Origin of the sequence: Jutongia huaianensis, assembly GCF_014384985.1 — a bacterium.
Classification (GTDB): domain Bacteria; phylum Bacillota; class Clostridia; order Lachnospirales; family Lachnospiraceae; genus Jutongia; species Jutongia huaianensis.
In genome coordinates, this window is record NZ_JACRSX010000002.1 from 68,561 (window position 1) to 93,052 (window position 24,492).

The following is a 24,492-nucleotide window of genomic DNA, read 5'->3' on the forward strand; positions in this document are numbered from 1 at the left end:
AGGGAGGCATACAACCATGAAAGAAAAAGAAAATAAAAAAAGTTTTAAGAGTGAGTTTGGTATGATGCTGGCCCTTTTAAAAATCGGTTTTATCGGTTTCGGCGGTGGAAGTGCCCTGATTCCGGTCATTGAGAAGGAAGTGGTCGAGGAACGTAGTCTTGTTACCGAGGAGGAGTTCGATAAGGATGTTCTGGTGGCAAGTATCACACCGGGGGCTCTTCCGATGGAGATATCTACAGGTCTCGGAAAACGGGCATATGGTGTGGGTGGCATGATCGCCTCCGCACTGATGCTGGCGTTCCCGGGAGCTTTGATCACGGTGGCAATGCTTGTGGCAATGTCGCGTCTTCATTCGGGGATTTTGACACAGATTGAGATTTTGTCCATTGGTATTTCTGCTTTTATCGCATGCCTTCTGACAGAATATTCCAGAAAGACATTGGCAGAGGCAAGAGCAGAGAGTAAGGGACGATGGAAAAGAGCAGTTGTGATCCTGGCAGGTGTTTTTCTGCTGACCTGCGGTAAAGCAATCTATGGTATATTAGGGCTTGAAGGGACGCCGTTAGTTCATTTGTCGACACTGCAGGTGCTGGGTGTGTCTATGTTTGGTATTTTATATACCCACTGTAAATTCAATCCGAAGAATTTAGCGATATCCGGTGGATTGATCCTGGGATATATTGCATGCCTGAGTTTTGATTTTCCTTACGAGCAGTACATCTGCAATGGGTTGAAGTTTGCCATGATTATTTTGGCAGTCTGGGGGCTTGTGCGCAGTATTCTGGAGGACGGGCAGAAGAAAAAGGTATCTCCGAAGAAAATGCTTCAGGAAGAGGCTGCGTGGATCCTGTTTTTTGTGGTACTTTCCGTTCCGGCAATCCTTTATGGCGGCAACGTTCCGGAATTTCTGGGACAGGGATTTCTTTCTTCGATCTTATCTTTTGGTGGAGGAGATGCGTATCTGTCTGTAGCAGACGGTATGTTTGTCAACTCCGGGATTATCGAGAAGGCAGATTTTTATGGCCATCTGGTTCCATTGGTCAATCTTCTTCCTGGCTCTATTCTCTGCAAAACTTTGTCCGGAATCGGTTATCTGCTGGGCTTTGAGATGAGCAGCGGCAATATTCTGACAGGCTGTCTGGTGGCTCTGGCAGGTTTTGCATGTAGTGTTATGGCATCCGGAGGTGTTTTCTGTCTGGTGGCATATATTTATGAATGCTTTGAGTCTCTTCGGGTATTTCGCCTGTTGAGTCGATGGATCCGTCCGATCATCGCAGGTACGCTTCTTACGGTTATGCTTTCATTGTTTGCACAGAATATCAGCACGGGGACAAAGCTTGGCCTCCAGGTTTTTGTTTCTCTGGGAATCACAGCCGTGATCTATGGAATGAATCTCGTGCTGCTTTATGTACTGAAAAAGAAAAATGGAATGCTGATCTTTTGTTCGATTGCTGTAACTTTGATTCTTGGAAATGTAGCATTAATGCTGGTTTGAGCATTTTTTTGTAAATTAAAATAAAAAAAATCAAAAAAAGGCTTGCATTTTTGGAAAAGCTAATATATAATATCTCAAGTACGGAACAGAGATGTGAAGTACGAGAGATAATTTGTGCGCGTAGCTCAGCTGGATAGAGCGTCTGACTACGGATCAGAAGGCCGGGAGTTCGAATCTTCTCGCGCACGCTATGAGTCCTTGCAGCGGGTATTCGCAGCAAGGATTTTTTGTTATATATCATAAAGATGCAACGCAGGTGAAAAGTATGGAAGGAAGGAAATATGGTTCAGTTAGCAGATTTACAGAGGATAGCGGGAGAGCAGGCAGTACGTCTGCAGGAGCCTATGTCGGCGCATACGACATTTCGCATTGGCGGACCGGCAGATTATTTTGTGGAGCCAGGCAGTGAGTCTGTGCTAAAGGAACTGCTTCTTCTTTGCCGGGAGACAGAAACACCATTTTTTATCCTTGGTAATGGAAGTAATCTTCTGGTATCTGATGAAGGATACCGGGGAGTGATGATCTCTCTGAGGGGATTTGATGAAATTTCCTTTCGGGAAGGAGAAAGTACAGAAGCCGGCAAAACGATCATGACAGCGGGATGCGGAGTTCTTTTATCCAAGGCAGCAATGCAGGCGGCCGAGCGGGGACTGACAGGCTTTGAATTTGCCGGAGGAATTCCCGGTACGCTGGGAGGAGCAGTTACTATGAATGCCGGGGCTTATGGCGGAGAGATCAGGGATGTGATCTTTTCTGCACGGGTGATGACAAAGGCGGGAGACGTCAGAGAGCTTTCGGCAGAGGAGCTGGACCTGTCATACCGGCACAGCATCATTCAGGAAAAGGATCTGATCGTTTTGTCGGCGGACTTTGCGTTTGCTCATGGGGACGAGGAGCAGATCAAGGAGCAGATGCGTCAGTTAAATACCCAGAGAAGAGAAAAACAGCCGTTGGAATATGGTAGTGCGGGAAGTACTTTTAAGAGACCGGAGGGATATTTCGCCGGAAAGCTGATTCAGGATGCAGGGCTGAAGGGATACCGGTCAGGTGATGTAATGGTATCCGAGAAGCACAGTGGTTTTGTGGTAAATGTAGGAAAAGGAACATGTGGGGATGCCATGCGTGTGATCGAGCATGTACAGAGAACCGTCTATGAACAGTTTGGCGTAGAGCTGGAGCTGGAGGTAAAAAGGGTCTGAGAGAATTTATGGGGGACGCCGTTTGTGGCATAAAAAACTATCTTAGATAACAGGAATGAGGATTCGTATGCGATTTGTAATTGTAACAGGAATGTCCGGGGCAGGCAGAAATTCTGTCATGAAAATGCTGGAGGATATGGGATATTTTTGCGTGGATAATCTGCCGGTACCTCTGATACCGAGAATGTCCAAGATGATGCTGGAGGAAAACAGTTTGGAAAAGGTTGCTGTTGGAATCGATATCCGTAACCAGCAGGGGCTTCTGGAGCTGGATGATATTCTGGATGAAATGCTGGCAGCCGGGGTGCGGTATGAGATTCTGTTTCTGGAGGCAGACAGCTCGGTACTTATCAAGAGATATAAGGAAACGAGACGAAATCATCCTCTTGCCCTGCAGGGAAGAGTAGATAAGGCTATTGAAGCGGAGCGGGAGGAGCTTGCCTTTATAAAAAAGCGGGCGGATTATATTCTCGATACCAGCCACATGCTTGTGCGGGACCTGAAGCAGGAAATTGATAAGATCTTTCTGGGAAAAGACGAATACGAGAACTTTTTCGTGACGATTCTTTCCTTTGGTTTTAAATATGGAATTCCGGAGGACTCGGATCTTGTCTTTGATGTGCGATTCCTGCCAAATCCATATTATATTCCGGATCTGAAGCCGCAGACCGGCAACGACAGGGCGGTTTATGATTATGTCATGTCCTCCCCGCAGGCGGTCACTTTTGAGAAGCAGTTGTTTGAGATGGTAGAGTTTCTGATCCCGAATTATATTCTGGAGGGAAAGAACCAGCTGGTGATCAGTATTGGCTGTACCGGAGGAAAACACCGGTCCGTTACCATTGTCAATGCACTGGCAAAGCATATGAAACAGCTTCCCTACAGTATTAAGGTGGAACACCGGGACATTGAGAAGGACCGGAAGCAGGGAAAATAGGAACAGCACACAGCAAGGAGGGAAAATATGTCATTTTCCGGTAGTGTGAAACAGGAGCTTGTGCGGCAGCTTCCATCGGCAAGACACTGTCAGATCGCAGAGCTGGCAGCGTTATTTGATCTGAATGGAAGGATACGCCGCAGCAGGGATGGTAACGAATATTTGGAAATACGCACAGAAAACTTGACAGTCGCCCGAAAATCTTATATGTTATTAAATAGTGTATTTCATAATCCGGTGGAGGTTCGTGTCCGTTGTCATAATATTCATAGAAATATCCGGGAGTATTATATTGAAGTAATCGGACGGCATGCGATTATATCTATACTAAAAGCATTAAAAATGATGGATGAACAAGGTGGGATTACAGGTGATTGTCTGGGGCATCAGCATCGTCTCATACAAAATACCTGTTGTAAGCGTGCCTTTTTGCGGGGTGCATTTTTGGCAGCAGGTTCCCTGTCGGATCCGGAGAAGGCCTACCATCTGGAGTTCGCTGTTCTTTCGGAGGGGTTTGCTTCTTTCATCAGAGAGATGTTGGCGTTTTTTGAATTGGAGGCAAAAATCGTCAGGAGAAAAAGGTATTTTGTGGTGTACATAAAAGAGGGATCACAGATCGTTGATTTTTTAAATGTAGTAGAGGCACATGTGGCCTTGATGGAATTTGAAAATATACGGATTGTGAAGGAGGTCCGCAATTCTGTTAATCGTCAGGTGAACTGCGAAACGGCAAATATTGGGAAAACCGTGGCGGCAGCGGCGAAGCAGATTGAGGATATCAAATATATAGAATGTAATATGGGGTTACGGGGGCTGGCGAAGGGATTGCGCGAGACAGCAGAGCTGCGGCTGGAATATCCGGATGCATCACTGCAGGAATTGGGGCAGATGCTCAATCCGCCCATTGGCAAATCAGGGGTTAATCACCGGCTGCGGAAATTGGGAAATATTGCAAATGAATTGAAAGAGAAGAGAGGAGTCTCTGATTCAAAAAGGAGGAAAATGTAACCATGATTACAAAGAAAATTAAAATTCAGATACAGAATGGTCTGGAGGCAAGACCGGTGGCTGTTCTTGTACAGGTGGCAAGCCAGTATTCCAGCAGCATTTATGTTGAGGTGGAGGACAAGAAGGTCAATGCCAAAAGTATCATGGGAATGATGACCCTTGGACTGGCGGCCGGAGAGGAAGTTGTTGTTTCTGCGAACGGAGATGACGAACAGAATGCTATGGATGATATTGTAAAATATCTGAGTACATCACAGGCATAATGGTAGAAAATGACGAGCCGTTTGATCTTGTATCAGACGGCTTTTTCGTTTAATGGAGGACATATGGGATTTACGCATTTGCATTTACATACAGAGTATTCTCTTCTGGATGGTTCTTGTAAGATCGGAGAGCTGATGACAAGAGCCAGGGAGCTTGGTATGGAGCATATTGCCATTACAGATCATGGAAATATGTACGGTGTGATTGATTTTTACCGGGCGGCATTAAAGGAGGGAATCAATCCTGTGATCGGCTGCGAGGTCTATGTGGCACCGGGTTCCCGGTTTGACAGGGAAAATGTCAGGGGAGATGACCGTTATAATCATCTGGTGCTTCTGGCAGAGAATAATACAGGCTATGCCAATCTGATGAAGATTGTTTCCATTGGATTTACGGAGGGCTTTTATTATAAGCCCCGCGTGGATATGGAGGTTCTGGAAAAGTACCATGAAGGGATTATTGCTCTGAGTGCATGCCTGGCAGGAATCGTGGCGACAAATCTCAGACAGGGATTTTATGAGGAGGCAAAAAAAGAAGCTCTTCGTCTGTCTGATATTTTTGGGCCGGATCATTTTTATCTGGAACTGCAGGATCATGGCATTGATGCCCAGAAAACGGTAAACCAGGGACTTCTCCGTATGAGCCAGGAGACAGGGCTGGAGCTGGTTGCCACTAATGATGTGCATTATATCCGGGCAGAGGATGCCGAGCCCCATGATATTTTATTGTGTATCCAGACGCAGCATAAGGTGCAGGACGAGGATCGTATGCGGTATGAGGGTGGTCAGTTTTATCTGAAATCCGAGGAGGAGATGCTGACACTTTTCCCTTATGCCAGAGAAGCGGTGGAAAATACTTCCAAAATAGCACAGAGATGTCATGTGGATATTGAGTTTGGAAAATATAAGCTGCCAAAGTTTGATGTGCCGGAGGGCTTTACTTCATGGGAGTATCTGAAGCATTTGTGTTATGAAGGAATTCACCGGCGTTATGCGGATGTGACGCCGGAGATTCAGGAGCGGCTGGATTATGAGTTAAATACCATCAAAAATATGGGATTTGTAGATTATTTCCTGATCGTGTGGGATTTCATTCATTATTCCAGAGAGCATGGGATCATCGTGGGACCGGGACGTGGTTCTGCGGCCGGAAGTATTGTCGCATACAGTCTGGAGATCACCAATATTGATCCTCTGGCGTTTGACCTGCTGTTTGAGCGTTTCCTGAATCCGGAGCGTGTGACCATGCCCGATATTGACGTGGACTTCTGCTATGAGAGACGGCAGGAGGTGATCGACTATGTCACCGGGAAATATGGACGGGATCATGTGGCGCAGATCGTTACCTTCGGTACCATGGCAGCCCGTGGTGTGATCCGTGATGTGGGGCGTGTGCTTGATATGCCGTATGCCTATGTGGATACCATTGCAAAGTCCGTGCCCATGGAGAAGGATATTACCATTGCCAAAGCAATCGAGCAGAATCCGGATCTGCGTCAGCTTTATGAGACGGATGAGCAGACAAAATATCTGTTAGATATGGCGCAGAAGCTGGAGGGACTGCCTCGTCATACTTCCATTCATGCGGCGGGTGTTGTGATCGCACCGGAGCCGGTGGATCATTTTGTACCTCTTTCGAAGGGATCTGAGGGAAATGTAACCACGCAGTATACTATGACCACATTGGAGGAGCTGGGGCTTCTGAAAATGGACTTTCTGGGGCTTCGTACATTGACGGTTGTACAAAATGCAGCCAAAATGTGTGGTATGAGTGATCAGGATATGCTCCGCCTGGATCTGGAGGATGAAAATGTATGGAAACTCATATCCAGTGGGCGGACCGAGGGAATATTCCAGTTGGAGAGTGCCGGGATGAAGCAGTTTATGAAAGAGCTGCAGCCGGAGAGCATGGCAGAGATTGTAGCCGGTATTTCTCTGTATCGTCCGGGCCCGATGGACTTTATTCCGCAATATATTGAGGGAAGAAGCAACAGAGATTCCATTACATATGACTGTCCACAGCTTGAACCGATTCTTGCAACTACCTATGGCTGTATTGTTTACCAGGAGCAGGTTATGGAGATCGTCCGGAGTCTGGCAGGCTACAGTTATGGACGAAGTGATCTGGTGCGCCGTGCCATGTCCAAAAAGAAGGCAAAGGTGATGGAAGCGGAGCGGAAGAACTTTGTCTACGGAAACGAGGAAGAAGGAGTAAAGGGCTGCATTGCCAATGGTATCTCCGAGGAGGTTGCCAATAAGATCTATGATGAGATGATCAGCTTCGCTGCCTATGCCTTTAATAAATCCCATGCAGCAGCGTATGGTATGGTGACATTCCAGACAGCCTGGTTAAAGTGCTATCATCCGGTGGAGTTTATGGCTTCTCTGCTGACGTCCGTCAAAGAAAATACAAATAAGATCGTCGAGTATGTTATGGAGTGCCGGCGAATGGATATTGAGATCCTGCCGCCGGATGTAAATGAAGGTTATAGTTATTTTTCCGTGTCTGACGGCAGGATACGTTATGCTCTTTCTGCGATTAAAGGCATTGGTTCCGGTGTGATCAATAATATTGTGGAGGAACGGGAACGAGGAGGCCGTTTCACATCCATGCAGGATTTTATGCGCCGTCTCACCAGCAAAGAGGTCAACAAAAGTTCCATTGAGAATTTCATTAAGGCAGGAGCCTTTGACGGACTGGAGGGAAACCGGCGGCAGAAGCTTCAGGTATATCAAAGCATGCTGGACAGTGTAAACCGGGAAAAAAAGGATTCCATGTCCGGTCAGATGTCTCTGTTTGATATGGGGGATGAGGAGCTGGAGCATGCAAATGATGTGTCTTATCCGGCATTGGAGGAGTTTGAAAAGGAAGAGCTTCTCGCTTATGAAAAGGAAGTCCTTGGCATCTACATCAGCGGTCATCCGCTGGAGGAATATCTGGAGCTGATCCGGAAAAATTCTACCTGCAGCTCTCAGGATTTTGTCAGGGAGCCGGAAGAAGAGGGCGGCACGGAAATGTTACAGGTGCATGACAAGGAAAATGTGATCATTGGCGGAATGATCACGGCAAAGACGGTTAAGACCACAAAGACAAATAAACTTATGGCATATCTTACGCTGGAGGATGTATATGGTGCTGTAGAGATCCTTGTCTTTCCGAATGTTTATGAAAAGAAAAAAGAACAGTGCAGAGAGGATGCCAAGGTATTTATCCGCGGCCGGGCTGATATGGGTGGTGATAGAGACGGAAAGGTGATCTGTCAGGATATTATTCCGTTTGATATGCTTCCATGTGAGCTGTGGCTCCGCTTTAAAAATTTAGCAGATTTTCAGGAAAGAGAACAGCAGATATATGAGAAATTATCTCCATATGACGGGACAGATCAGGTGATCGTTTATCTGGAGGAGGAAAGACAGATGAAAAAGCTTCCGCCGGGACGCAATGTAAACGCAAGACAGGTGATCCGGGAAAATATTCTGGAAGGGATCATAGAAGCGGCATTGAAGGAGAGAAAGCTATAGTGACGCTGATTTCAAATTTTAAATGGTAGTATCTGTTGTTTGGGTTGAAAAAAACAATGGAATGACGTACAATAGAGGGTACGATGAATAGTATGTAAATGATTCGTTAAAGATAAAATAAGAGGAAGTAAGACCGGACTCTGAATTTTGCAGCCCCTTATTTCCGATTAGTTGAAACGGAGGACAAAATGAACAGTGCAGTAAAAACAATTGGTGTATTGACAAGTGGTGGGGATGCGCCGGGAATGAATGCAGCCATTCGTGCTGTCGTTCGTACCGCAATCGCAAATGGTGTCAGAGTTATGGGTATCAAGAGAGGATATGCCGGACTTCTGGAGGAGGATATTGAGGAGATGGATACTTTATCGGTTTCCAATATCATCCAGCTTGGAGGAACGATTCTTTATACCGCACGCTGCAAAGAATTCCGCGAGAAGGAATATCAGGAGAAAGCAGCCGAGATCTGCCGGAAGCATGGAATTGACGGCATTGTTGTTATCGGCGGTGACGGTTCCTTCCAGGGAGCCAGCAAGCTTGCAGCACTTGGTATCAACACGGTAGGTGTACCGGGAACCATCGATCTGGATATTGCGTGTACTGAGTATACAATCGGTTTTGATACGGCCATCAATACGGCTATGGAGGCCATGGACAAGCTCCGTGATACTTCAGAGTCCCATGAGCGGTGCAGTATCGTAGAGGTTATGGGACGTACCGCAGGTCATATTGCATTATGGACAGGTATTGCCAGTGGCGCGGAGTATATTCTTACCACAGAGGAATATGATGGAAATATACAGAAGATCATCGAGAAGATACAGCAGCGTCATAAGATTGGCAAAAAGAACCATGTGATCGTCAATGCAGAGGGCGTTGGTAATTCCTTTGAAATGGCAAAAATGATTGAAGAGGCTACAGGCGTAGAAACCCGTGCAACTGTACTGGGTCATATCCAGCGTGGAGGAAATCCGACCTGTAAGGATCGTGTGTACGCTTCCGCTATGGGAGCAAAGGCAGTAGAACTCCTTTGTGATGGAAAGACAAACCGTGTCGTTGGTTATACGAACGGTGAGTTTGTAGATTATGATATTCAGGCAGCCTTAGATATGGAAAAGGGATTGGATCCTTATCTGTTCCATATCACCAAGAAGCTGACCACATATTAATGATAGGAAAGGAAGGTAGCAGACATGAAAAAATTACTCAAAGGTGTTATGGGAATTACGTCCATCGCCGTGATGACAGCAGGTGCTTATTATCTGACCAAAAAGCTTTTGGGAGAGCCGGATGAGGAATTAGATGATGAGTATGAGGATTTTGACTTTGATGACGAAGAGGAAGATGCTGAAGATAAGTCCAGAGAGTATGTGACATTGGATTTCGAAGAGGATGAGCAGGAAGCTTCCGATGAGGAAGAATCAGAGGATGATGAAGAATAATTCTTCTGTCCACGGCATTTCCTTTGATCATTTAGGAGATCATAAATACTAAAAGTGATATTGTAAGCATAGACTACCTACAGAGAGTTTGACAGGAGGCAGTCTATGCTTAATTATTTATGGGGATTTATGATCCTTCTGGGACTTGGAGCCGGTATTGTGACAGGGCAGGTGGAGGCAGTCAGTAATGCGTCGATAGACAGTGCCGGGGAAGCGGTCACTATGGCAATCACGATGCTTGGGATTATGTCTATGTGGACGGGGCTCATCGAGGTGGCGAGACAGGCAGGTCTCATGGATCGGATGACAAGAGGACTGCGGCCGGTGCTTGCGTTTCTGTTTCCAAGGATACCCAGGCATCATCCGGTGCAGGAATACCTGACGGCAAATATTCTTGCTAATATTCTGGGACTCGGCTGGGCGGCCACTCCTATGGGACTGAAGGCGATGATGGAGCTGGCACCGCTGGAACGGGAGAGACTTGCGTCAGAAATGTCCCGCAGGGAGGGGCGGCAGATGGATCCGGATGAGATAAGGCTCACAAAGGCAAGTGATGAGATGTGCACTTTTCTGGTCTTAAATATTTCTTCCCTGCAGGTAATCCCGGTCAGTGTGATCGCATACCGGGCACAGTATGGTGCAGTCAACCCTGCAGCCATCGTGGTGCCGGGACTGATCGCAACCACGGTCAGTACGGCAGTGGCAGTGATATTCTGCCGGATCTTGTGCCGGAGGGGGGAGCGGGAATGAAGCCTCCGGTGAAAAAGAAGCTTTTGTGGATCAATATCTGTCTGGTTCTGGCGGTACTGCTGCTTTGCCCCGCTGTGGTCAATAAGGGCTCCGGGGATGGTCTTTTGCTGTGGTTTACCGTGGTTTTGCCGGCACTTTTTCCGTTTATGGTATTTTCCGGTGTCATGATGAAGATTGGTGCCACGCAGACCATTGGACATTATCTTTATCCGGTTTTTCACCGCCTGCTGGGGCTGTCGGAAAACGGCTGTTATGCTATGGCGGTGGGTTTTCTGTCCGGGTATCCTCTGGGAGGAAAAACAGCAGCGGATCTTCTGCGGCAGAATGCGGTAACGCCTGCGGAGGCACAGTACATACTGTGCTTTTGCAACAATGCCAGTCCTATGTTTTTGCTGGAATATATCGGGGTATATTGTCTTGGAATGAGAAAGCCGTGGCTGGTCCTGATGGTAGTATATGGAACAGCCGTATGGAATGCGGTTCTTTTTTTGCAGAAAAATACAAAGGACAGTTATCAAATAAGGCAAAATGTGGTAGAATGCAGTTATGACAAGGGAAAACATCCGGCTGTCATGAATGCACTGGATGAAGCAATCATGGATTCTTTTGTGACGGTAACCAAGGTTGGTGGCTATATTATATTATTCTCCATTCTGGCAGAGTTTGTAGAGAAGATCGTGCCGTGTCATGCTTTTGCAAAAATGATCGGTCTGGGCATCATCGAAATTACTACCGGTGGAGAATATTTAAAGACATATCCCATGATGGCAGATTTCAAATGGATCTTTGCGTGTGGGTTTTCTGCCTTTGGCGGCTTTTCCAGTGTGGCACAGACCTACAGTGTGTTACAGGGCACAGAGCTTTCGGTTGCAGGATATCTGAAAGCGAAGCTGACGCATGTTTTTCTGGCGGTATTGACAGCTGTTTTTCTGATTTTGATCAGGAATTATTTTGGAATGTAGTGGGGAATACTAAAGGATGTCATGACGGCTTTGGGGCTGTCAGACAGGAATGGAGGAGCGTATGCCTGCATTTGCAACACATGAAATATTTGGCGAGGAAGCACTGGAGGAAACCGGAGGCAGATTATCTGAGCTTGTGCATAAGCATAAGGAGGTGTTCCGGCTGGGATGTCAGGGACCGGATCTGTTTTTCTTTAATCCCTTTATGAAACATGTCCATCACAAGGTAAATCTGGGAAGCCGTCTGCATACATCAGAGGTGAACCGGTTTTTTGAGGTTTATATGGAGGAGCTGTTAGCTCTTTCCAGCAAACAGGGACTGGAGATCGGTATTAGTTATTTTCTGGGATTTATATCTCATTATACATTGGACACTCAGATGCATCCCTATATTTTTGCAAAGTCGGGATATCGTCCGGAGGAGCCGGATGCGGCAAGAAAAGCCTTCCCGGCACATCAGCGGCTGGAGGCGGTGATCGACCGGAAGATGCTGATGGCCAAAAAGGGAATCATGCCTTCCAGTTATTATCCGGAGAAGAGGGTCAAGCTTTCGGAGGCAGAGCTTTGTGTGGTGGCACGCCTTATGAGCCGGACATTGCAGCGAATTTACCATATCATGATCTTTGATGAGAACATTAAAGCATCATACCGTTGTATGCGGGGTGTGATCCGGCAGGTGTATGACCATACCGGCAGGAAACGGCAGCAGATCCGGAAATTTGAATCCCAAGTGCTGGGACGGCCGGTGATCGCCAACATGGCAGTGGCCGATCAGATGCCGGATCCGAGAGATGCTATGAATGACAGGGGCAGACAATGGACAAGTCCCTGGAATCCGGAGGAGACATATCACAGCAGTGTCTGGGAAATGTATGATGTTGCACTGGAACGGTACCAGGAGTATTATGGACAGGTGGAGTCCCTGCTGTGTGGTCTGCTGCAGCGGATGAAATTTGTGGAACAGCACAAGAGCCGTGCCGGCAATGCAAAGCAGTTTCTGGAGGAGAGGATTTCAAAGGTAGTAACCGGTTTGGAAAACAGAAATTATCATACCGGAAAAAATAAATAGAAGGGCTGGTGAATTTCATGGAACGTGAAAACGCATGGAAAACCTACAAAGAAAAGGACAAAAAAGAACTGGAGCAGCTAAACGGAGATTATATTGAATTTCTTTCTGTGGGAAAGACCGAGAGAGAATGTGTCAGAGAGACGATCCGGCAGGCGGAGGAGAAAGGATATCAGTCTCTGGAGTTTGTCCTGAAAAAGGGACAGAAGCTTCAGAAGGGCGATAAAGTTTATGCCGCATATATGAATAAGACCATCGCATTATTCCAGATTGGCGAGAAGCCATTGGAGGAGGGCATGAATATTCTGGGAGCTCATATTGATTCTCCGCGAATGGATGTGAAGCAGAATCCATTATATGAGACAGAGGATATGGCATATCTGGATACACATTATTATGGCGGCATTAAGAAATATCAGTGGGTAACACTGCCATTGGCAATCCATGGCGTTGTCGTGAAAAAGGATGGTACTTCTGTGGATGTCTGCATCGGAGAGAAGCCGGAGGATCCGGTATTCTGTGTGACCGATCTGTTAATTCATCTGGCGGGAGCCCAGATGGAGAAAAAGGCAGCCAAGGTTATTGAAGGAGAGAAGCTGGATGTACTGGTAGGAAGCATGCCTTTGAAGGATGAGGAGAAGGATGCGGTTAAGAAGGGTGTTCTGGAAATCTTAAAGGAAACCTACGGCATGGAGGAAGAGGATTTCATGTCGGCAGAGCTGGAGGTTGTTCCGGCAGGCAGAGCCAGAGAGATGGGCTTTGACCGCAGTATGATCATGTCCTATGGACAGGATGACCGTGTCTGCGCATTTACTTCCCTGGCTGCTATGCTGGAGACGGAGTCTGTCGATAAAACGGCATGCTGTCTGCTGGTGGATAAGGAAGAGATCGGAAGTGTGGGTGCCACAGGAATGCAGTCTCATTTCTTTGAAAATGTAGTAGCGGAGCTGTTAAATCTTCAGGGAGATTATAACGAACTGAAGCTCAGACGTTGTATGGCACACAGCCGTATGCTTTCCTCTGATGTGAATGCGGCTTACGATCCTTTGTTTGCGGATGCATTTGAAAAGAGAAGTGCTTCCTTTATGGGCAGAGGTGTTGTTTTCAGTAAATTTACGGGATCCCGTGGAAAGTCCGGCTCCAATGATGCTAATGCAGAATATCTTGCAGCACTTCGTAAGATCATGGATGACAATCAGGTCAATTACCAGATGGCAGAACTTGGAAAGGTCGATATCGGCGGTGGCGGAACAATTGCGTATATTCTGTCCCTGTATGGTATGGAAGTGATCGACAGCGGTGTGGCTGTTTTGAACATGCACGCTCCTTGGGAGGTTACCAGCAAGGCGGATGTATATGAGGCATATAAATGTTATATGGCATTTTTAAAGGATGCCTGATAGAGAAAATTCCGGGAGTCAGAACAGGACTCACAAAATATACAGCAATGACAGGGCAAAACATCGGTTTTGCCTTTTTTAACACCCACAGAACAGATTATAGCCCAGGATCAGACAGAGCACGATAATGCAAAAAGCAAGAAAGTCATTACTTAAAAATGCCATGATCGTCATACCAATGGCGATCCAGAACAATATAAAACCGAGCATTCGTTTCACAGGCAGCCTCCTTTTGAAAGATTCCTCACAAGAAAAAGGTTTCTTTTTTGAATAGAATAGGGTATACTATAGAATATGTTATTATGCTATGATTTTGAACATTTTTCTGGAATCATTGAAAAGATGACCGGATGAGATAGACTTTATAAAGAATGGAGGATGGACTATGAAAGGTAAAATGAGTAATGAAATGGGAGATATCACCATTGACCGCGAGGTTCTTGCCAAATATGCAGGATCTGCCGCTACCGAGTGCTTTGGTATTGTCGGTATGGCATCCGTCAATGTGAAGGATGGTATGGCAAAGCTTTTAAAGAGAGAGAATGTCAGCCGTGGAGTAAATGTCACGGTGATCGACAATAAGATCCATATTGAGCTTCATGTGATCGTAGCGTATGGTGTGAGTATTCGTGCCGTGGCACAGAATATTCTGGAAAATGTTCGCTGCCGCGTAGAGACATACACGGGAATGGAAGTAGAAAGTATCAGTGTTGCAGTAGAAGGTGTAAGGATTGTGGATGACTGATAAGATTCCCTGTCTGATGGAAATAATCTCTAGGAGGAAGAAAAAGTGAGTGTTGAGAGAATAGATGCGTTAATGATGAAAAAATGCTTTTTGGCAGGAGCAAAGGCATTAGAGGCCAGAAAGGATTACATTAATGAATTAAATGTCTTTCCGGTACCGGATGGAGATACCGGCACCAATATGACTATGACCATTATGGCGGCTGTTCGTGAGATCAATAAGATCACAGACGTGACGGTTGACAATCTGTGTAAGGCAATGTCCAGTGGTTCCCTGCGTGGAGCCAGAGGTAACTCCGGTGTTATCTTATCCCAGATCTTCCGTGGTTTTACTAAGGAGTTAAAGGGATTGGAGTATCTGGAGGTCACCGATCTTGGTAACAGTATCCAGCATGCGGCAGATACGGCGTACAAGGCTGTTATGAAGCCGAAGGAGGGTACGATCCTGACAGTGATCAAGGCAGGAGCAGAGAAATCCGTAGAGCTTCTGATGGAGGGCGAATCCCAGGATATGGTTGCCTTCGCAGAGGAAGTGGTAGCCTATATGGAGGATACCCTCAAGCGTACACCGGATATGCTTCCTGTACTGAAGCAGGCGGGTGTAGTTGATTCCGGCGGAGAGGGACTGATGACCTTTGTATGCGGTGCACTTGCTGCGCTGCAGGGCAAGGAAGTGGATCTGGACATTTCCGGTGTAGATGCGAAGGCATCTCCGGCTATCACTACCGGCAGTTCTGAGGATGCGGCAGATATTAAGTTTGGTTATTGCACAGAATTTATCATTATGCTGGAGCGGGATCAGGATAAGGTAGAGAAAGAGCTGAAGGCATATCTTCAGGATATCGGTGACTGCGTTGTAGTTGTAGCCGATGATGAGATCGTGAAGGTTCATGTGCATACCAATCATCCGGGTCTGGCATTTGAAAAGGCACTCACATACGGTTCTCTGACCAGCATGAAGATTGATAACATGCGCGAGGAGCATCAGGAAAAGCTGATCCGTGATGCAGAGACTGTGGCAAAGCAGCAGGCAGAGGAGGATCAGAGAGAAGACGAGCCGAAGGAGCATAAAGCAGATGGATTTGTGGTAGTTTCTGCCGGAGACGGTCTCAGTGATATCTTTAAGGATCTCGGCGCTGATGAGGTGATTGAGGGTGGCCAGACTATGAACCCGAGTACGGAGGATATTCTGCAGGCAGTAGAGAAGGTGCCGGCCGATACGGTATATATCCTGCCAAATAATGGCAACATTATTCTGGCAGCAGAGCAGGCAAGAAATCTTACCGAGGACAAAAAGGTTGTTGTGATCCCTTCCACCAATATCCCACAGGGAATTGCTGCAATGATCAATTTTATGCCGGGACAGCCGGCAGAGGAAAATACACAGCAGATGACAGAGGAGATGGGCAACGTAAAGTCCGGCCAGGTCACATATGCGGTTCGTGATACCCGGATGGATGGTCAGGAGATCAAGCAGGGCGATTACATGGGTATTGCAGACAAAAAGATCGTTGCTGTGGAAAAGAGCCTGCCGGAAGTAACCGTAGAGCTTGTGGAAGGTATGATCGATGAGGAGAGCGAGCTGGTCAGCCTTTATTATGGTGCAGATGTGACAGAGAAGGATGCAGAGGCAGTCGCTGATCTGATCTTAAAGGATCATGATGATCTGGAGGTTGAAGTTCAGTATGGTGGACAGCCGGTATATTCTTACTTTGTATCCGTTGAATAATAAAGTGAAAGAAAAGGTATGTGTGAAGAATATGCAGTTATCTGACAGTATTCGTGAAATTAAAGGAATTGGGGAGAAGAGCGAGAAGCTTTTTGCCAAGCTGGGTATCAGTACGGTAGAAGAGCTTCTCTTCTTTTACCCAAGAGAATACGAAATCGTAGAAAATATACGTCCCATCAATGAGGTGAAGGAGGGACATATTGTGGTGGTCAGCGGGACTCTTGGAAGTAAGCCGAGACTGCAGTATGTCCGCAATTTAAAGATTGTCAGCACCTTTCTGCGGGATGCCAGCGGACAGCTTGAAGTGACGTGGTTTAATATGCCGTTTATCATGAAGACTCTTCGTATGGGAACCAGATATATTATGCGGGGGCGTGTGATCAACAAAAACGGCAGATACCGCCTGCAGCAGCCGAAGCTTCTTTCGGAGGAGGAGTATCATAAGCTTTTAAAAAAGCTTCAGCCGGTATATCCGCTGACGGCGGGGCTGACAAATCACGCCGTCAGCAAGGCTGTGGGCAGTGCATTGAAGGAGGTAGATCTGACCGGGGATTATCTGCCTCTGGAAATGCGTAAAAAATATAATCTGATCCTGCGCAAGCAGGCGGTTCATGCGATTCATTTTCCAAAGGACAAGGAAGAATATATGCAGGCGCGCCGGCGGCTGGTATTTGAAGAATTCTTCTTTTTTGCGCTGGCACTCCACCAGATGAAGCAGGGAAAGCATCAGAAGCCGTCGCCTTATGAGATGAATACGTTTGAGCTGCCGGAAAAGCTCATGGACAGGCTGCCGTTTGATCTGACCGATGGGCAGAAGAGAGCATGGGGGGATATCCGGCAGGATCTGACTTCCAGTGTGGTAATGAATCGTCTGATCCAGGGAGACGTGGGTTCCGGTAAGACCATCGTGGCAGTGCTGGCTCTTCTTGCTTGTGTGGAAAATGGCCATCAGGGTGCGATCATGGTGCCCACTGAGGTTTTGGCAGAGCAGCATTTAAAGACTTTTCAGGAATATCTGGGGCCTTTTGATATCCGGGTTGATCTGCTGGTGGGCTCCATGACCGCTTCTCAGAAGCGCCGTGTTTATGAAGCTCTGGAGATGGGGATGACAGATATTGTCATCGGAACCCACGCGCTGATCCAGGAGAAGGTTCACTATAAGGATCTGGCATTGGTGGTGACCGATGAGCAGCACCGGTTTGGTGTGCGGCAGAGAGAGGAGTTTTCCCAGAAGGGTCTGGAGCCTCATATGCTGGTTATGAGTGCGACGCCGATACCGAGGACATTAGCCATTATCCTGTATGGCGATCTGGATATTTCTGTGATCGACGTGATGCCGTCAGATCGTCTGCCCATCAAAAACTGTGTGGTGGGAACCTCTTACCGTCCGAAGGCATATGAGTTTATTGAGGCACAGGTGCGGCAGGGACACCAGGTGTATATTATCTGCCCGATGGTCGAAGAAAGCGAAAATATGGAGGCAGAAAATGTCACCGATTATACGGATACCATAAAAGGAATATTGTCTCCTTCTATTCGTGTAGAATGTCTCCACGGCAAAATGAAAGCAGGAGCAAAAAATGATATTATGGAGCGTTTTGCTGCCGGAGAGATTGATGTGCTGGTATCCACCACGGTCATTGAGGTGGGCATCAATGTCCCGAATGCTACGGTGATGATGGTGGAAAATGCCGAGCGGTTTGGTCTGGCACAGCTTCATCAGCTCCGGGGACGCGTGGGAAGAGGAAGTGCACAGTCCTATTGCATCTTTATGGCGGGGAACAGCTCCCGGGAAACCATGGAACGGTTAAATATTCTTGGGGGATCCAATGATGGTTTTTATGTGGCGGAGCAGGATCTCAAGCTCCGTGGTCCGGGTGATCTGTTTGGAATCCGCCAGAGCGGGGAACTTAATTTTGCGTTGGCAGATATTTATCAGGACGCAGGAATCCTGAAGGACGCCAATGAAGCGGCAGCGATGTATACGAAGGACGATATTTTGAATCTGTGCAAGAAATATGAAGGGCTTCGGAAACGGATCATGGCCTATACCGATGATATATTTCTGTAGGAAATTTACGTCAACTGAGAGCTTTCATTTTTGCAGAGGGTGCATTGCGGAAATGGTATTGATATGGTAACATTAAACAGAGTAAATCGTGTGTTTGGCAGAAATACAGATAGAAAATGAGGATAAAGAGATGGTAGTAGATTTAAAAGAGAGCAGAGAAAAAATTGACAAGATCGACAGAGAGATCACCAGACTGTTTGAGGAACGTATGGAGGTGGCAAATGATGTGGCTGCCTACAAGCGCAGTACCGGTAAAAAGGTCTATGATCCAGAGCGGGAGCAGCAGAAGCTGGACACGCTGCGCGGTTATGCCAGTACAGAATTTAATGAGACAGCTGTAGAAGATCTTTTTCGTCAGATCATGTCTATCAGCCGCAAATACCAGTATCAGAAACTGGGACCGGGAGCGGCAACCATTCCATTTCAGCAGGTGGATGCGCTAGATGTGGATGAAGATACCAGAGTGGTATATTTCGGAGAGCGTGGAGCCTTTTCTGAGCAGGCAATGTTAGAATATTTTGGGGACAGGATCACAGCCTTTAACAAGACAACGTTTCGTGATGTTATCGAGACTGTAGCAAACGGTGAGGCGAAATATGGTGTTGTACCCATTGAAAATACATCTACCGGAAGCATTACGGACATTTATGATCTGCTGGTAGAGCACGATATTACCATTGTGGCAGAGCATGTGGTTAAAGTGGAGCAGGCTCTTCTGGGAGTACCGGGAGCAAAGACGGAGGATATCAAAGAGGTATATTCTCATCCACAGGGACTGCTGCAGTGCGCACCGTTTCTGGAGGAACACGGGATCCAGGGGATTGAGTATGCCAGCACGGCGGGGGCAGCGAAAAAGGTTGCGGAGGAGAAGGAAAAGACGCATGGGGCGATCGCCAGTACCAGGGCAGCAGAGGTGTTTGGTCTGGATGTGCTGCAGGAGCGGATCAATTACCAGAGCACGAATTTTACCAGATTTATTATCATTTCCAATCAGAAGGTGTTCTTAAAGGATGCCAATAAGATCAGCGTGGCATTTGAGGTAAAGCATGTGCCGGGAGCACTCTATAATATGCTGGCAAACTTTTATTATAACGAAATGAATCTCACCAAGATCGAATCGAGACCACTTCACGGAAAGAAATGGGAGTATCGTTTCTTTGTGGATCTGGAGGGAAATCTGAATGAATCGGCGGTAGAAAATGCGCTGGCAACTATGCATGAATGTGCAAGTAATTTGAAAGTGCTGGGAAACTTTGAGACGAAATAAACAGGAAAATGGTGTAGAGATGAAAAAGGGACAGATTGTAGAAGGAATCGTAGAGCGTGTAGACTTTCCCAATAAAGGGACAGTGATCGTAGAGGAGAAAGCGGAGAACGGAGAAATCACAAAGCACCGTGTCGAGGTAAAGGGCGTGATTCCGGGCCAGAAGGTGCGTTTATCCATCAAAAAAGCAAGAAAAGGCAAAGCAAAGGGAATGCTGCGGGAGATTCTGGAAAAATCTTCTATAGAAACGGCACAGCCGGAGTGTCCGCATTTTGGGACATGTGGCGGCTGCAGCTATCAGACGATTCCCTATGAAAAGCAGTTAGAATTAAAGAAAAATCAGGTGCTGGATCTGCTGCATCCGGTATGTGATGGAATTTCTGATTTTGTCTTTGATGGGATTTTGCCAAGTCCGAAACAGTGGGAGTACCGCAACAAAATGGAGTTTTCTTTTGGGGATGAGATTAAAGATGGTCCGTTAACTTTGGGACTGCATAAAAAAGGAAGCTTTTATGACATTCTTCATGTGAGCGGTTGTCGGATTGTCCATCCGGATTTTACAAAAATTCTCGATGGAGTCCGCGATTATTGTGCGGAGAACAATCTGCCGTATTATCACAAAAACAGTCATGAAGGAATTCTTCGTCATCTGCTGGTGCGTCGTGCAGAGTCGACCGGAGAACTCCTGGCAGCGCTGGTCACCTCATCCCAGTATGATGACGCCGCAATGGAACAGCATCTGCGGAATCTGTCTGATATACTGTTAAAGCTACCGTTAGAGGGGACAATTGCGGGCTTTCTGCATATCGTCAATGACAGCCTGGGTGACGTGGTAAAAAGCGACGAGACCCATATCATTTATGGAAAAGACTGGTTTATGGAAAATGTGCTGGGACTGCAGTTCCGGATCACACCATTTTCCTTCTTTCAGACCAATACAAAAGGAGCAGAGGTGCTTTATCAGCGGGCGAGAGATTATGTGTTGAGCGGGGCAGCGGGCCAGTCGTCCGGTGATGTTGCACAAAGCATAGAGACAGGAGAGTTAGCTGATAATTCCGGACAGAGTGGGGAGACAGGAGAGTCATCGGAAGATTCTGTACTAAAAAGCGGTCTGTCCGGAAAAACGGTCTTTGATCTTTACAGCGGTACCGGAACCATTGCCCAGATCCTTGCCCCGGTGGCCGGTCATGTGATCGGTGTCGAGATCGTGGAAGAGGCAGTAGAAGCCGCCAAAGAAAATGCAGCACTCAATGGCCTGACAAACTGTGACTTTATTGCCGGGGATGTACTCAAGGTGATCGATGAAATCGAAGAAAAACCGGATTATATTGTATTAGATCCGCCCCGGGACGGAATCCATCCAAAGGCTTTGCAGAAGATCATAGATTACGGCGTACCGGAAATCGTGTATATATCGTGTAAGCCGACGAGTCTGGCGAGGGATCTGGTGGCGCTGCAGGAGAGTGGGTACCGGGTGAAGCGGGTGAGCTGCGTGGATATGTTTTGTTCGACGGTACATTGTGAGACGGTATGCCTTTTGTCCAAACTCCATGAAGCGAAACATCATGTGAATGTGACACTTGATATGGATGAGATGGATTTGACAGCTGCGGAGAGGCGCTAAAGGTCCGGGGGACCTTTGCCCAGCGCGGACCGAAGCGGAGCGTAGACAGGCGACTTATGAGGAGATAAAGAAATATGTTGCTGAACATAATGATGGAATGAAAGTAAGTAATTTATACATTGCGCAGGTGAAGAGAAAGTGTGGAATTGAAGTTGGAGAGACCTTTAATCTACCTAAGTCGGAGGATTCCAGACAACCACAGTGTCCAAAGGAAAAAGAGGATGCGATTGTAGAGGTGTTAAAAGCATTTAGGATGATTTAACTATTATAAATGATAGATGGGGAGCGGTGTGACGTATGAGAGAAGTATGGGATGTATACACAAAAGATAGAAGACGGACTGGGAAAACTTGCCTTCGAGGAGAACAGGGAACCCTGGAGGAAGATGAATTTCACATGTGGGTCATGGTCTGGATTAAGAATGCCAGGACTGGAAAATACTTGGTATCGCAGCGTTCGGCTGACAAAGACACGGATCCTTTAAAATGGGAAACTGTGGCAGGACATGCGATATCCGGTGACACAAGCTTAGATGCTGCACTTAGAGAAGTTTATGAAGAAGTAGGCATTTCCTTAAAAGCGCAGGATGCCTGTATATTAGCTACGAAGGTTGCGACTGCTTATGATGGTAAGCGTCATAATTGGATAAGAGATTCCTTTTACTTTGAAACAATTGAAGAACCAGATTTAATAAGAGCAACAACCAAGGAAGTTGTACAGACAAAGTGGCTTACTATTGATGAGATTAAGGAAATGTATGATAAAGGCGATTGTTGCCTAAATATGGGAGATTTGTTTGGATTTGAAGCAAATCCTATACCTGCTGATAGATATAGGAGTATTATTGGTCAGGTTGTAAAAGGAAAAATTGACCGCCCTATGGGTAGTTTCCATCCACGCCATAAGGATTTGTATTATCCGGTCAATTATGGGTATGTTTCCGGATTATTAGGAGGAGATGGGGCTGAACAGGACATTTATCTTTTGGGGGTAAAATCTGCTGAACAGGAATTTACGGGTAAAGTTATTGCTGTTTATCATCGATACGATGATAATGAAACAAAATGGATTGTAGTTCCATGTGATGATGAAGGCATAGTTCTTGAAGATGTAGAGATTCCTACGGATAATGAAATTTATGCGCAGATTGCATTTCAGGAGCAGTTCTTCAGTGGAGTTTTGGTAAAATGAAGAGAAAAAGGATAGAGAAAGATGCATGATATTACAGATCTTCCCGCATGGGAGAGACTATTTAAGAAAATTGTATGGAAGCAACTTGGAGACATGGAAGGAAAGAAGATTCTTGATTTTGGTAGTGGGGAAGGGATTACGGCGAATCATTTCGCTGAAAAAAATGATGTTACTGCTATAGAGCCATCCAAGGAAATGCTTTCTAATGCATGGAAAGATTATGAGTACACTCAGATTGTCGGTGATGTTAATGCTTTGTCTGCATTTAAGAATGAGACTTTTGACATGATTATTTGTCACAATGTGCTGGAATATATTGATGATAAAGCGGCTGTGGTAAAAGCTTTAGCAAGAGTTTTAAAGAAGGATGGCATTATATCCATTGTAAAGCATAACAGAGCCGGCCGAGTAATGCAGATGGCAGTTCTTCTTGATGATTTTGAAAAGGCAAATGAGATTCTTGATGGAAAAGACAGCACGGCTTCTAAGTTTGGAACTATCAGATATTATGAAGATAATGATATTACTAAATGGGAGCCACAAATAACCGTCTCAGATATTTTGGGAATAAGAACTTTTTGGGATTTGCAACAGAATCAGCAAAAGCATGGAGATGAAGCGTGGCAGGAGAAAATGTTGCAGCTTGAGTTGAGAGTATCACAGATGCAGGAATACAAAAATATTGCATTCTTTCATCATCTTCTGTTGAAAAAATGAGACTGTGTTAAATGAAATATAGGGTTGCTTAATGAGAAAATGTCACCTGATGTGCTGACAAATCTAATAGATAGGTGACTGCTTTGTTGCAAGTAAGACTTGACAAAGCGAACAAATATTCTATATTTGACAACAGAGATTCTATACCAAAAACAGAAAATGTGAATGCACAAATGAAGTTCAAACCCTTGTGGTTTGGGCTTTTTCTAATTTTAATAGAAACTTGAGAACAATAATTTTCAAAAAGTCAATTATCAATTTGTAATGTTTTTTGAAGGAAAAAGTTCACAAAAGCATTTAGGCAATATTTACAAATTTTTTGAAAAAGGAATAGTTTCGCAGGAGTAACTACGTGGCAATCGAGTAATATCGGTTGCTTTTTTATGTTTGCGCGCCATGGGCGCGCTCTAACGGGTGCAAGTCCCGAATACGCCCAGATAGCGGGAAGTGTATAGCCGAACAGCCAGGGTGTCTATTGTGAGGTAGAACCTGAAGGAAGCTGTAAGCAAATCTCTGGTCCGACGAACAGAAATCACATATCTTATGTTCTTGTATTTAAACTTTCCAGATTTGGAAGAAATGCGGCAGATGTACTTGCAACATTACAAGTAATGCAGGATTTTGGAGTGAATCTGATTTGTGTGGAGGACGGAAGTAACTATAAGGACTTTTATTATTATGGCTGCAAGCACAGAAACATGAGCAGAGGTCGTAAATGTGATTACAAAAAGCAGGTGCATGAAGAAATGCTGGATGTTTCTGTTACAGAGGTGATAGTAAACTGGTTAGTAATCCTAAATTTTCGGATTTAATCCGCAGCAAAATAAATATGGAAGTAGATACTGGTGCATTAGATTAGAAAATAGAAAATTATAAAATACAATAAAGAAAACTATATTATAATAAAGATACTATTTTAACAGATATTTATTCTCTTGATTATGAGGATAAGCATTATCAGCGAAGAAAAACAGATTTAGAGAACCATTTGCACAAGACTTATGATAAAATAGATGAAGCAGAGGAATTGCTGGTATCTGCAAAGGCTAAGAAACGCTCTCTGCTGGCAGATAAGATTACAGGGGATACATTACAAGGCACTCATTTTTTT

General features: G+C 45.8%; 20 protein-coding genes, 1 tRNA gene and 2 pseudogenes. 22 read left to right on the forward strand and 1 reads right to left on the reverse strand.

Annotated elements, in window-relative coordinates:
* Nucleotides 1-16: 16 nt before the first annotated feature.
* The 13 genes from H8704_RS02380 to H8704_RS02440 all read left to right on the forward strand — a co-directional run bounded on the left by H8704_RS02380 (nucleotide 17) and on the right by H8704_RS02440 (nucleotide 14,041).
* Nucleotides 17-1,495: a chromate transporter gene (locus H8704_RS02380; RefSeq protein ID WP_249297160.1), complete on the forward strand. Its 1,479-nt coding sequence runs from the start codon at nucleotides 17-19 to the stop codon at nucleotides 1,493-1,495.
* A gap of 114 nt (nucleotides 1,496-1,609) precedes the next feature.
* A tRNA-Arg gene (locus H8704_RS02385) sits at nucleotides 1,610-1,683 on the forward strand.
* Nucleotides 1,684-1,776: 93 nt separating this feature from the next.
* Nucleotides 1,777-2,694: a UDP-N-acetylmuramate dehydrogenase gene (murB, locus tag H8704_RS02390; RefSeq protein WP_249297162.1), complete on the forward strand. Its 918-nt coding sequence runs from the start codon at nucleotides 1,777-1,779 to the stop codon at nucleotides 2,692-2,694.
* Nucleotides 2,695-2,761: 67 nt separating this feature from the next.
* Nucleotides 2,762-3,631: an RNase adapter RapZ gene (gene rapZ, locus H8704_RS02395; protein ID WP_022465229.1), complete on the forward strand. Its 870-nt coding sequence runs from the start codon at nucleotides 2,762-2,764 to the stop codon at nucleotides 3,629-3,631.
* A gap of 27 nt (nucleotides 3,632-3,658) precedes the next feature.
* On the forward strand, nucleotides 3,659-4,639 hold the full coding sequence (whiA, locus tag H8704_RS02400; protein WP_022465228.1) for a DNA-binding protein WhiA: 981 nt from the start codon (nucleotides 3,659-3,661) through the stop codon (nucleotides 4,637-4,639).
* Between the two features lie 2 nt (nucleotides 4,640-4,641).
* Nucleotides 4,642-4,902 carry an HPr family phosphocarrier protein gene (locus H8704_RS02405; RefSeq protein ID WP_022465227.1) on the forward strand — a complete coding sequence of 87 codons (261 nt, stop codon included), beginning with the start codon at nucleotides 4,642-4,644 and terminating at the stop codon, nucleotides 4,900-4,902.
* A 63-nt stretch (nucleotides 4,903-4,965) separates the two neighbouring features.
* A complete protein-coding gene (locus tag H8704_RS02410) occupies nucleotides 4,966-8,424 on the forward strand; it encodes a DNA polymerase III subunit alpha (RefSeq protein ID WP_249297164.1) in 3,459 nt (1,152 codons plus the stop codon).
* A 188-nt stretch (nucleotides 8,425-8,612) separates the two neighbouring features.
* Nucleotides 8,613-9,590, forward strand: coding sequence for a 6-phosphofructokinase (gene pfkA, locus H8704_RS02415; protein ID WP_022465225.1), 978 nt, complete (start codon nucleotides 8,613-8,615; stop codon nucleotides 9,588-9,590).
* A 24-nt stretch (nucleotides 9,591-9,614) separates the two neighbouring features.
* Nucleotides 9,615-9,863, forward strand: coding sequence for a hypothetical protein (locus tag H8704_RS02420; protein WP_022465224.1), 249 nt, complete (start codon nucleotides 9,615-9,617; stop codon nucleotides 9,861-9,863).
* Between the two features lie 105 nt (nucleotides 9,864-9,968).
* Nucleotides 9,969-10,613: a nucleoside recognition domain-containing protein gene (locus tag H8704_RS02425; protein ID WP_249297166.1), complete on the forward strand. Its 645-nt coding sequence runs from the start codon at nucleotides 9,969-9,971 to the stop codon at nucleotides 10,611-10,613.
* Complete coding sequence (locus H8704_RS02430) at nucleotides 10,610-11,575, forward strand: nucleoside recognition domain-containing protein (protein ID WP_118678932.1); 966 nt, start codon at nucleotides 10,610-10,612, stop codon at nucleotides 11,573-11,575. Before H8704_RS02425 ends, H8704_RS02430 begins: the two co-directional genes overlap by 4 nt.
* 61 nt (nucleotides 11,576-11,636) lie before the next feature.
* Complete coding sequence (locus H8704_RS02435; protein WP_249297167.1) at nucleotides 11,637-12,644, forward strand: zinc dependent phospholipase C family protein; 1,008 nt, start codon at nucleotides 11,637-11,639, stop codon at nucleotides 12,642-12,644.
* Between the two features lie 17 nt (nucleotides 12,645-12,661).
* Nucleotides 12,662-14,041, forward strand: a complete 1,380-nt coding sequence (locus tag H8704_RS02440; RefSeq protein WP_249297169.1) for an aminopeptidase — start codon at nucleotides 12,662-12,664, stop codon at nucleotides 14,039-14,041.
* Nucleotides 14,042-14,119: 78 nt separating this feature from the next.
* Here the strand turns inward: H8704_RS02440 and H8704_RS02445 are convergent, their stop codons facing one another.
* Nucleotides 14,120-14,260 carry a hypothetical protein gene (locus H8704_RS02445; protein WP_178659371.1) on the reverse strand — a complete coding sequence of 47 codons (141 nt, stop codon included), beginning with the start codon at nucleotides 14,258-14,260 and terminating at the stop codon, nucleotides 14,120-14,122.
* A 166-nt stretch (nucleotides 14,261-14,426) separates the two neighbouring features.
* Here H8704_RS02445 and H8704_RS02450 point away from each other — a divergent pair, with 166 nt between their 5' ends.
* The 9 genes and pseudogenes from H8704_RS02450 to H8704_RS02490 all read left to right on the forward strand — a co-directional run bounded on the left by H8704_RS02450 (nucleotide 14,427) and on the right by H8704_RS02490 (nucleotide 24,193).
* Entirely contained in the window at nucleotides 14,427-14,786 is a 360-nt protein-coding gene (locus H8704_RS02450; protein ID WP_022465219.1) for an Asp23/Gls24 family envelope stress response protein, read from the forward strand.
* A gap of 45 nt (nucleotides 14,787-14,831) precedes the next feature.
* Nucleotides 14,832-16,514 carry a DAK2 domain-containing protein gene (locus H8704_RS02455; RefSeq protein WP_249297171.1) on the forward strand — a complete coding sequence of 561 codons (1,683 nt, stop codon included), beginning with the start codon at nucleotides 14,832-14,834 and terminating at the stop codon, nucleotides 16,512-16,514.
* Entirely contained in the window at nucleotides 16,447-18,585 is a 2,139-nt protein-coding gene (gene recG, locus H8704_RS02460) for an ATP-dependent DNA helicase RecG (RefSeq protein WP_249297173.1), read from the forward strand. The genes H8704_RS02455 and recG overlap by 68 nt, the downstream gene beginning before the upstream one ends.
* Nucleotides 18,586-18,715: 130 nt before the next feature.
* Complete coding sequence (gene pheA, locus H8704_RS02465; RefSeq protein WP_249297174.1) at nucleotides 18,716-19,852, forward strand: prephenate dehydratase; 1,137 nt, start codon at nucleotides 18,716-18,718, stop codon at nucleotides 19,850-19,852.
* Between the two features lie 19 nt (nucleotides 19,853-19,871).
* A pseudogene (locus H8704_RS14185) lies at nucleotides 19,872-21,735 on the forward strand (class I SAM-dependent RNA methyltransferase).
* Between the two features lie 35 nt (nucleotides 21,736-21,770).
* Nucleotides 21,771-22,664, forward strand: a complete 894-nt coding sequence (locus H8704_RS02475) for an NUDIX domain-containing protein (RefSeq protein WP_249297176.1) — start codon at nucleotides 21,771-21,773, stop codon at nucleotides 22,662-22,664.
* Between the two features lie 21 nt (nucleotides 22,665-22,685).
* Nucleotides 22,686-23,381 carry a class I SAM-dependent methyltransferase gene (locus H8704_RS02480; protein WP_249297178.1) on the forward strand — a complete coding sequence of 232 codons (696 nt, stop codon included), beginning with the start codon at nucleotides 22,686-22,688 and terminating at the stop codon, nucleotides 23,379-23,381.
* Between the two features lie 542 nt (nucleotides 23,382-23,923).
* Nucleotides 23,924-24,034 (forward strand): annotated as a pseudogene (locus H8704_RS14500) (recombinase family protein); the annotation flags it as partial.
* The gene (locus H8704_RS02490; protein WP_249297180.1) at nucleotides 24,008-24,193 is read left to right on the forward strand and encodes a hypothetical protein; all 186 of its coding nucleotides are present in this window, start codon (nucleotides 24,008-24,010) and stop codon (nucleotides 24,191-24,193) included. The pseudogene H8704_RS14500 and the gene H8704_RS02490, both read left to right, overlap by 27 nt.
* Nucleotides 24,194-24,492: the final 299 nt, after the last annotated feature.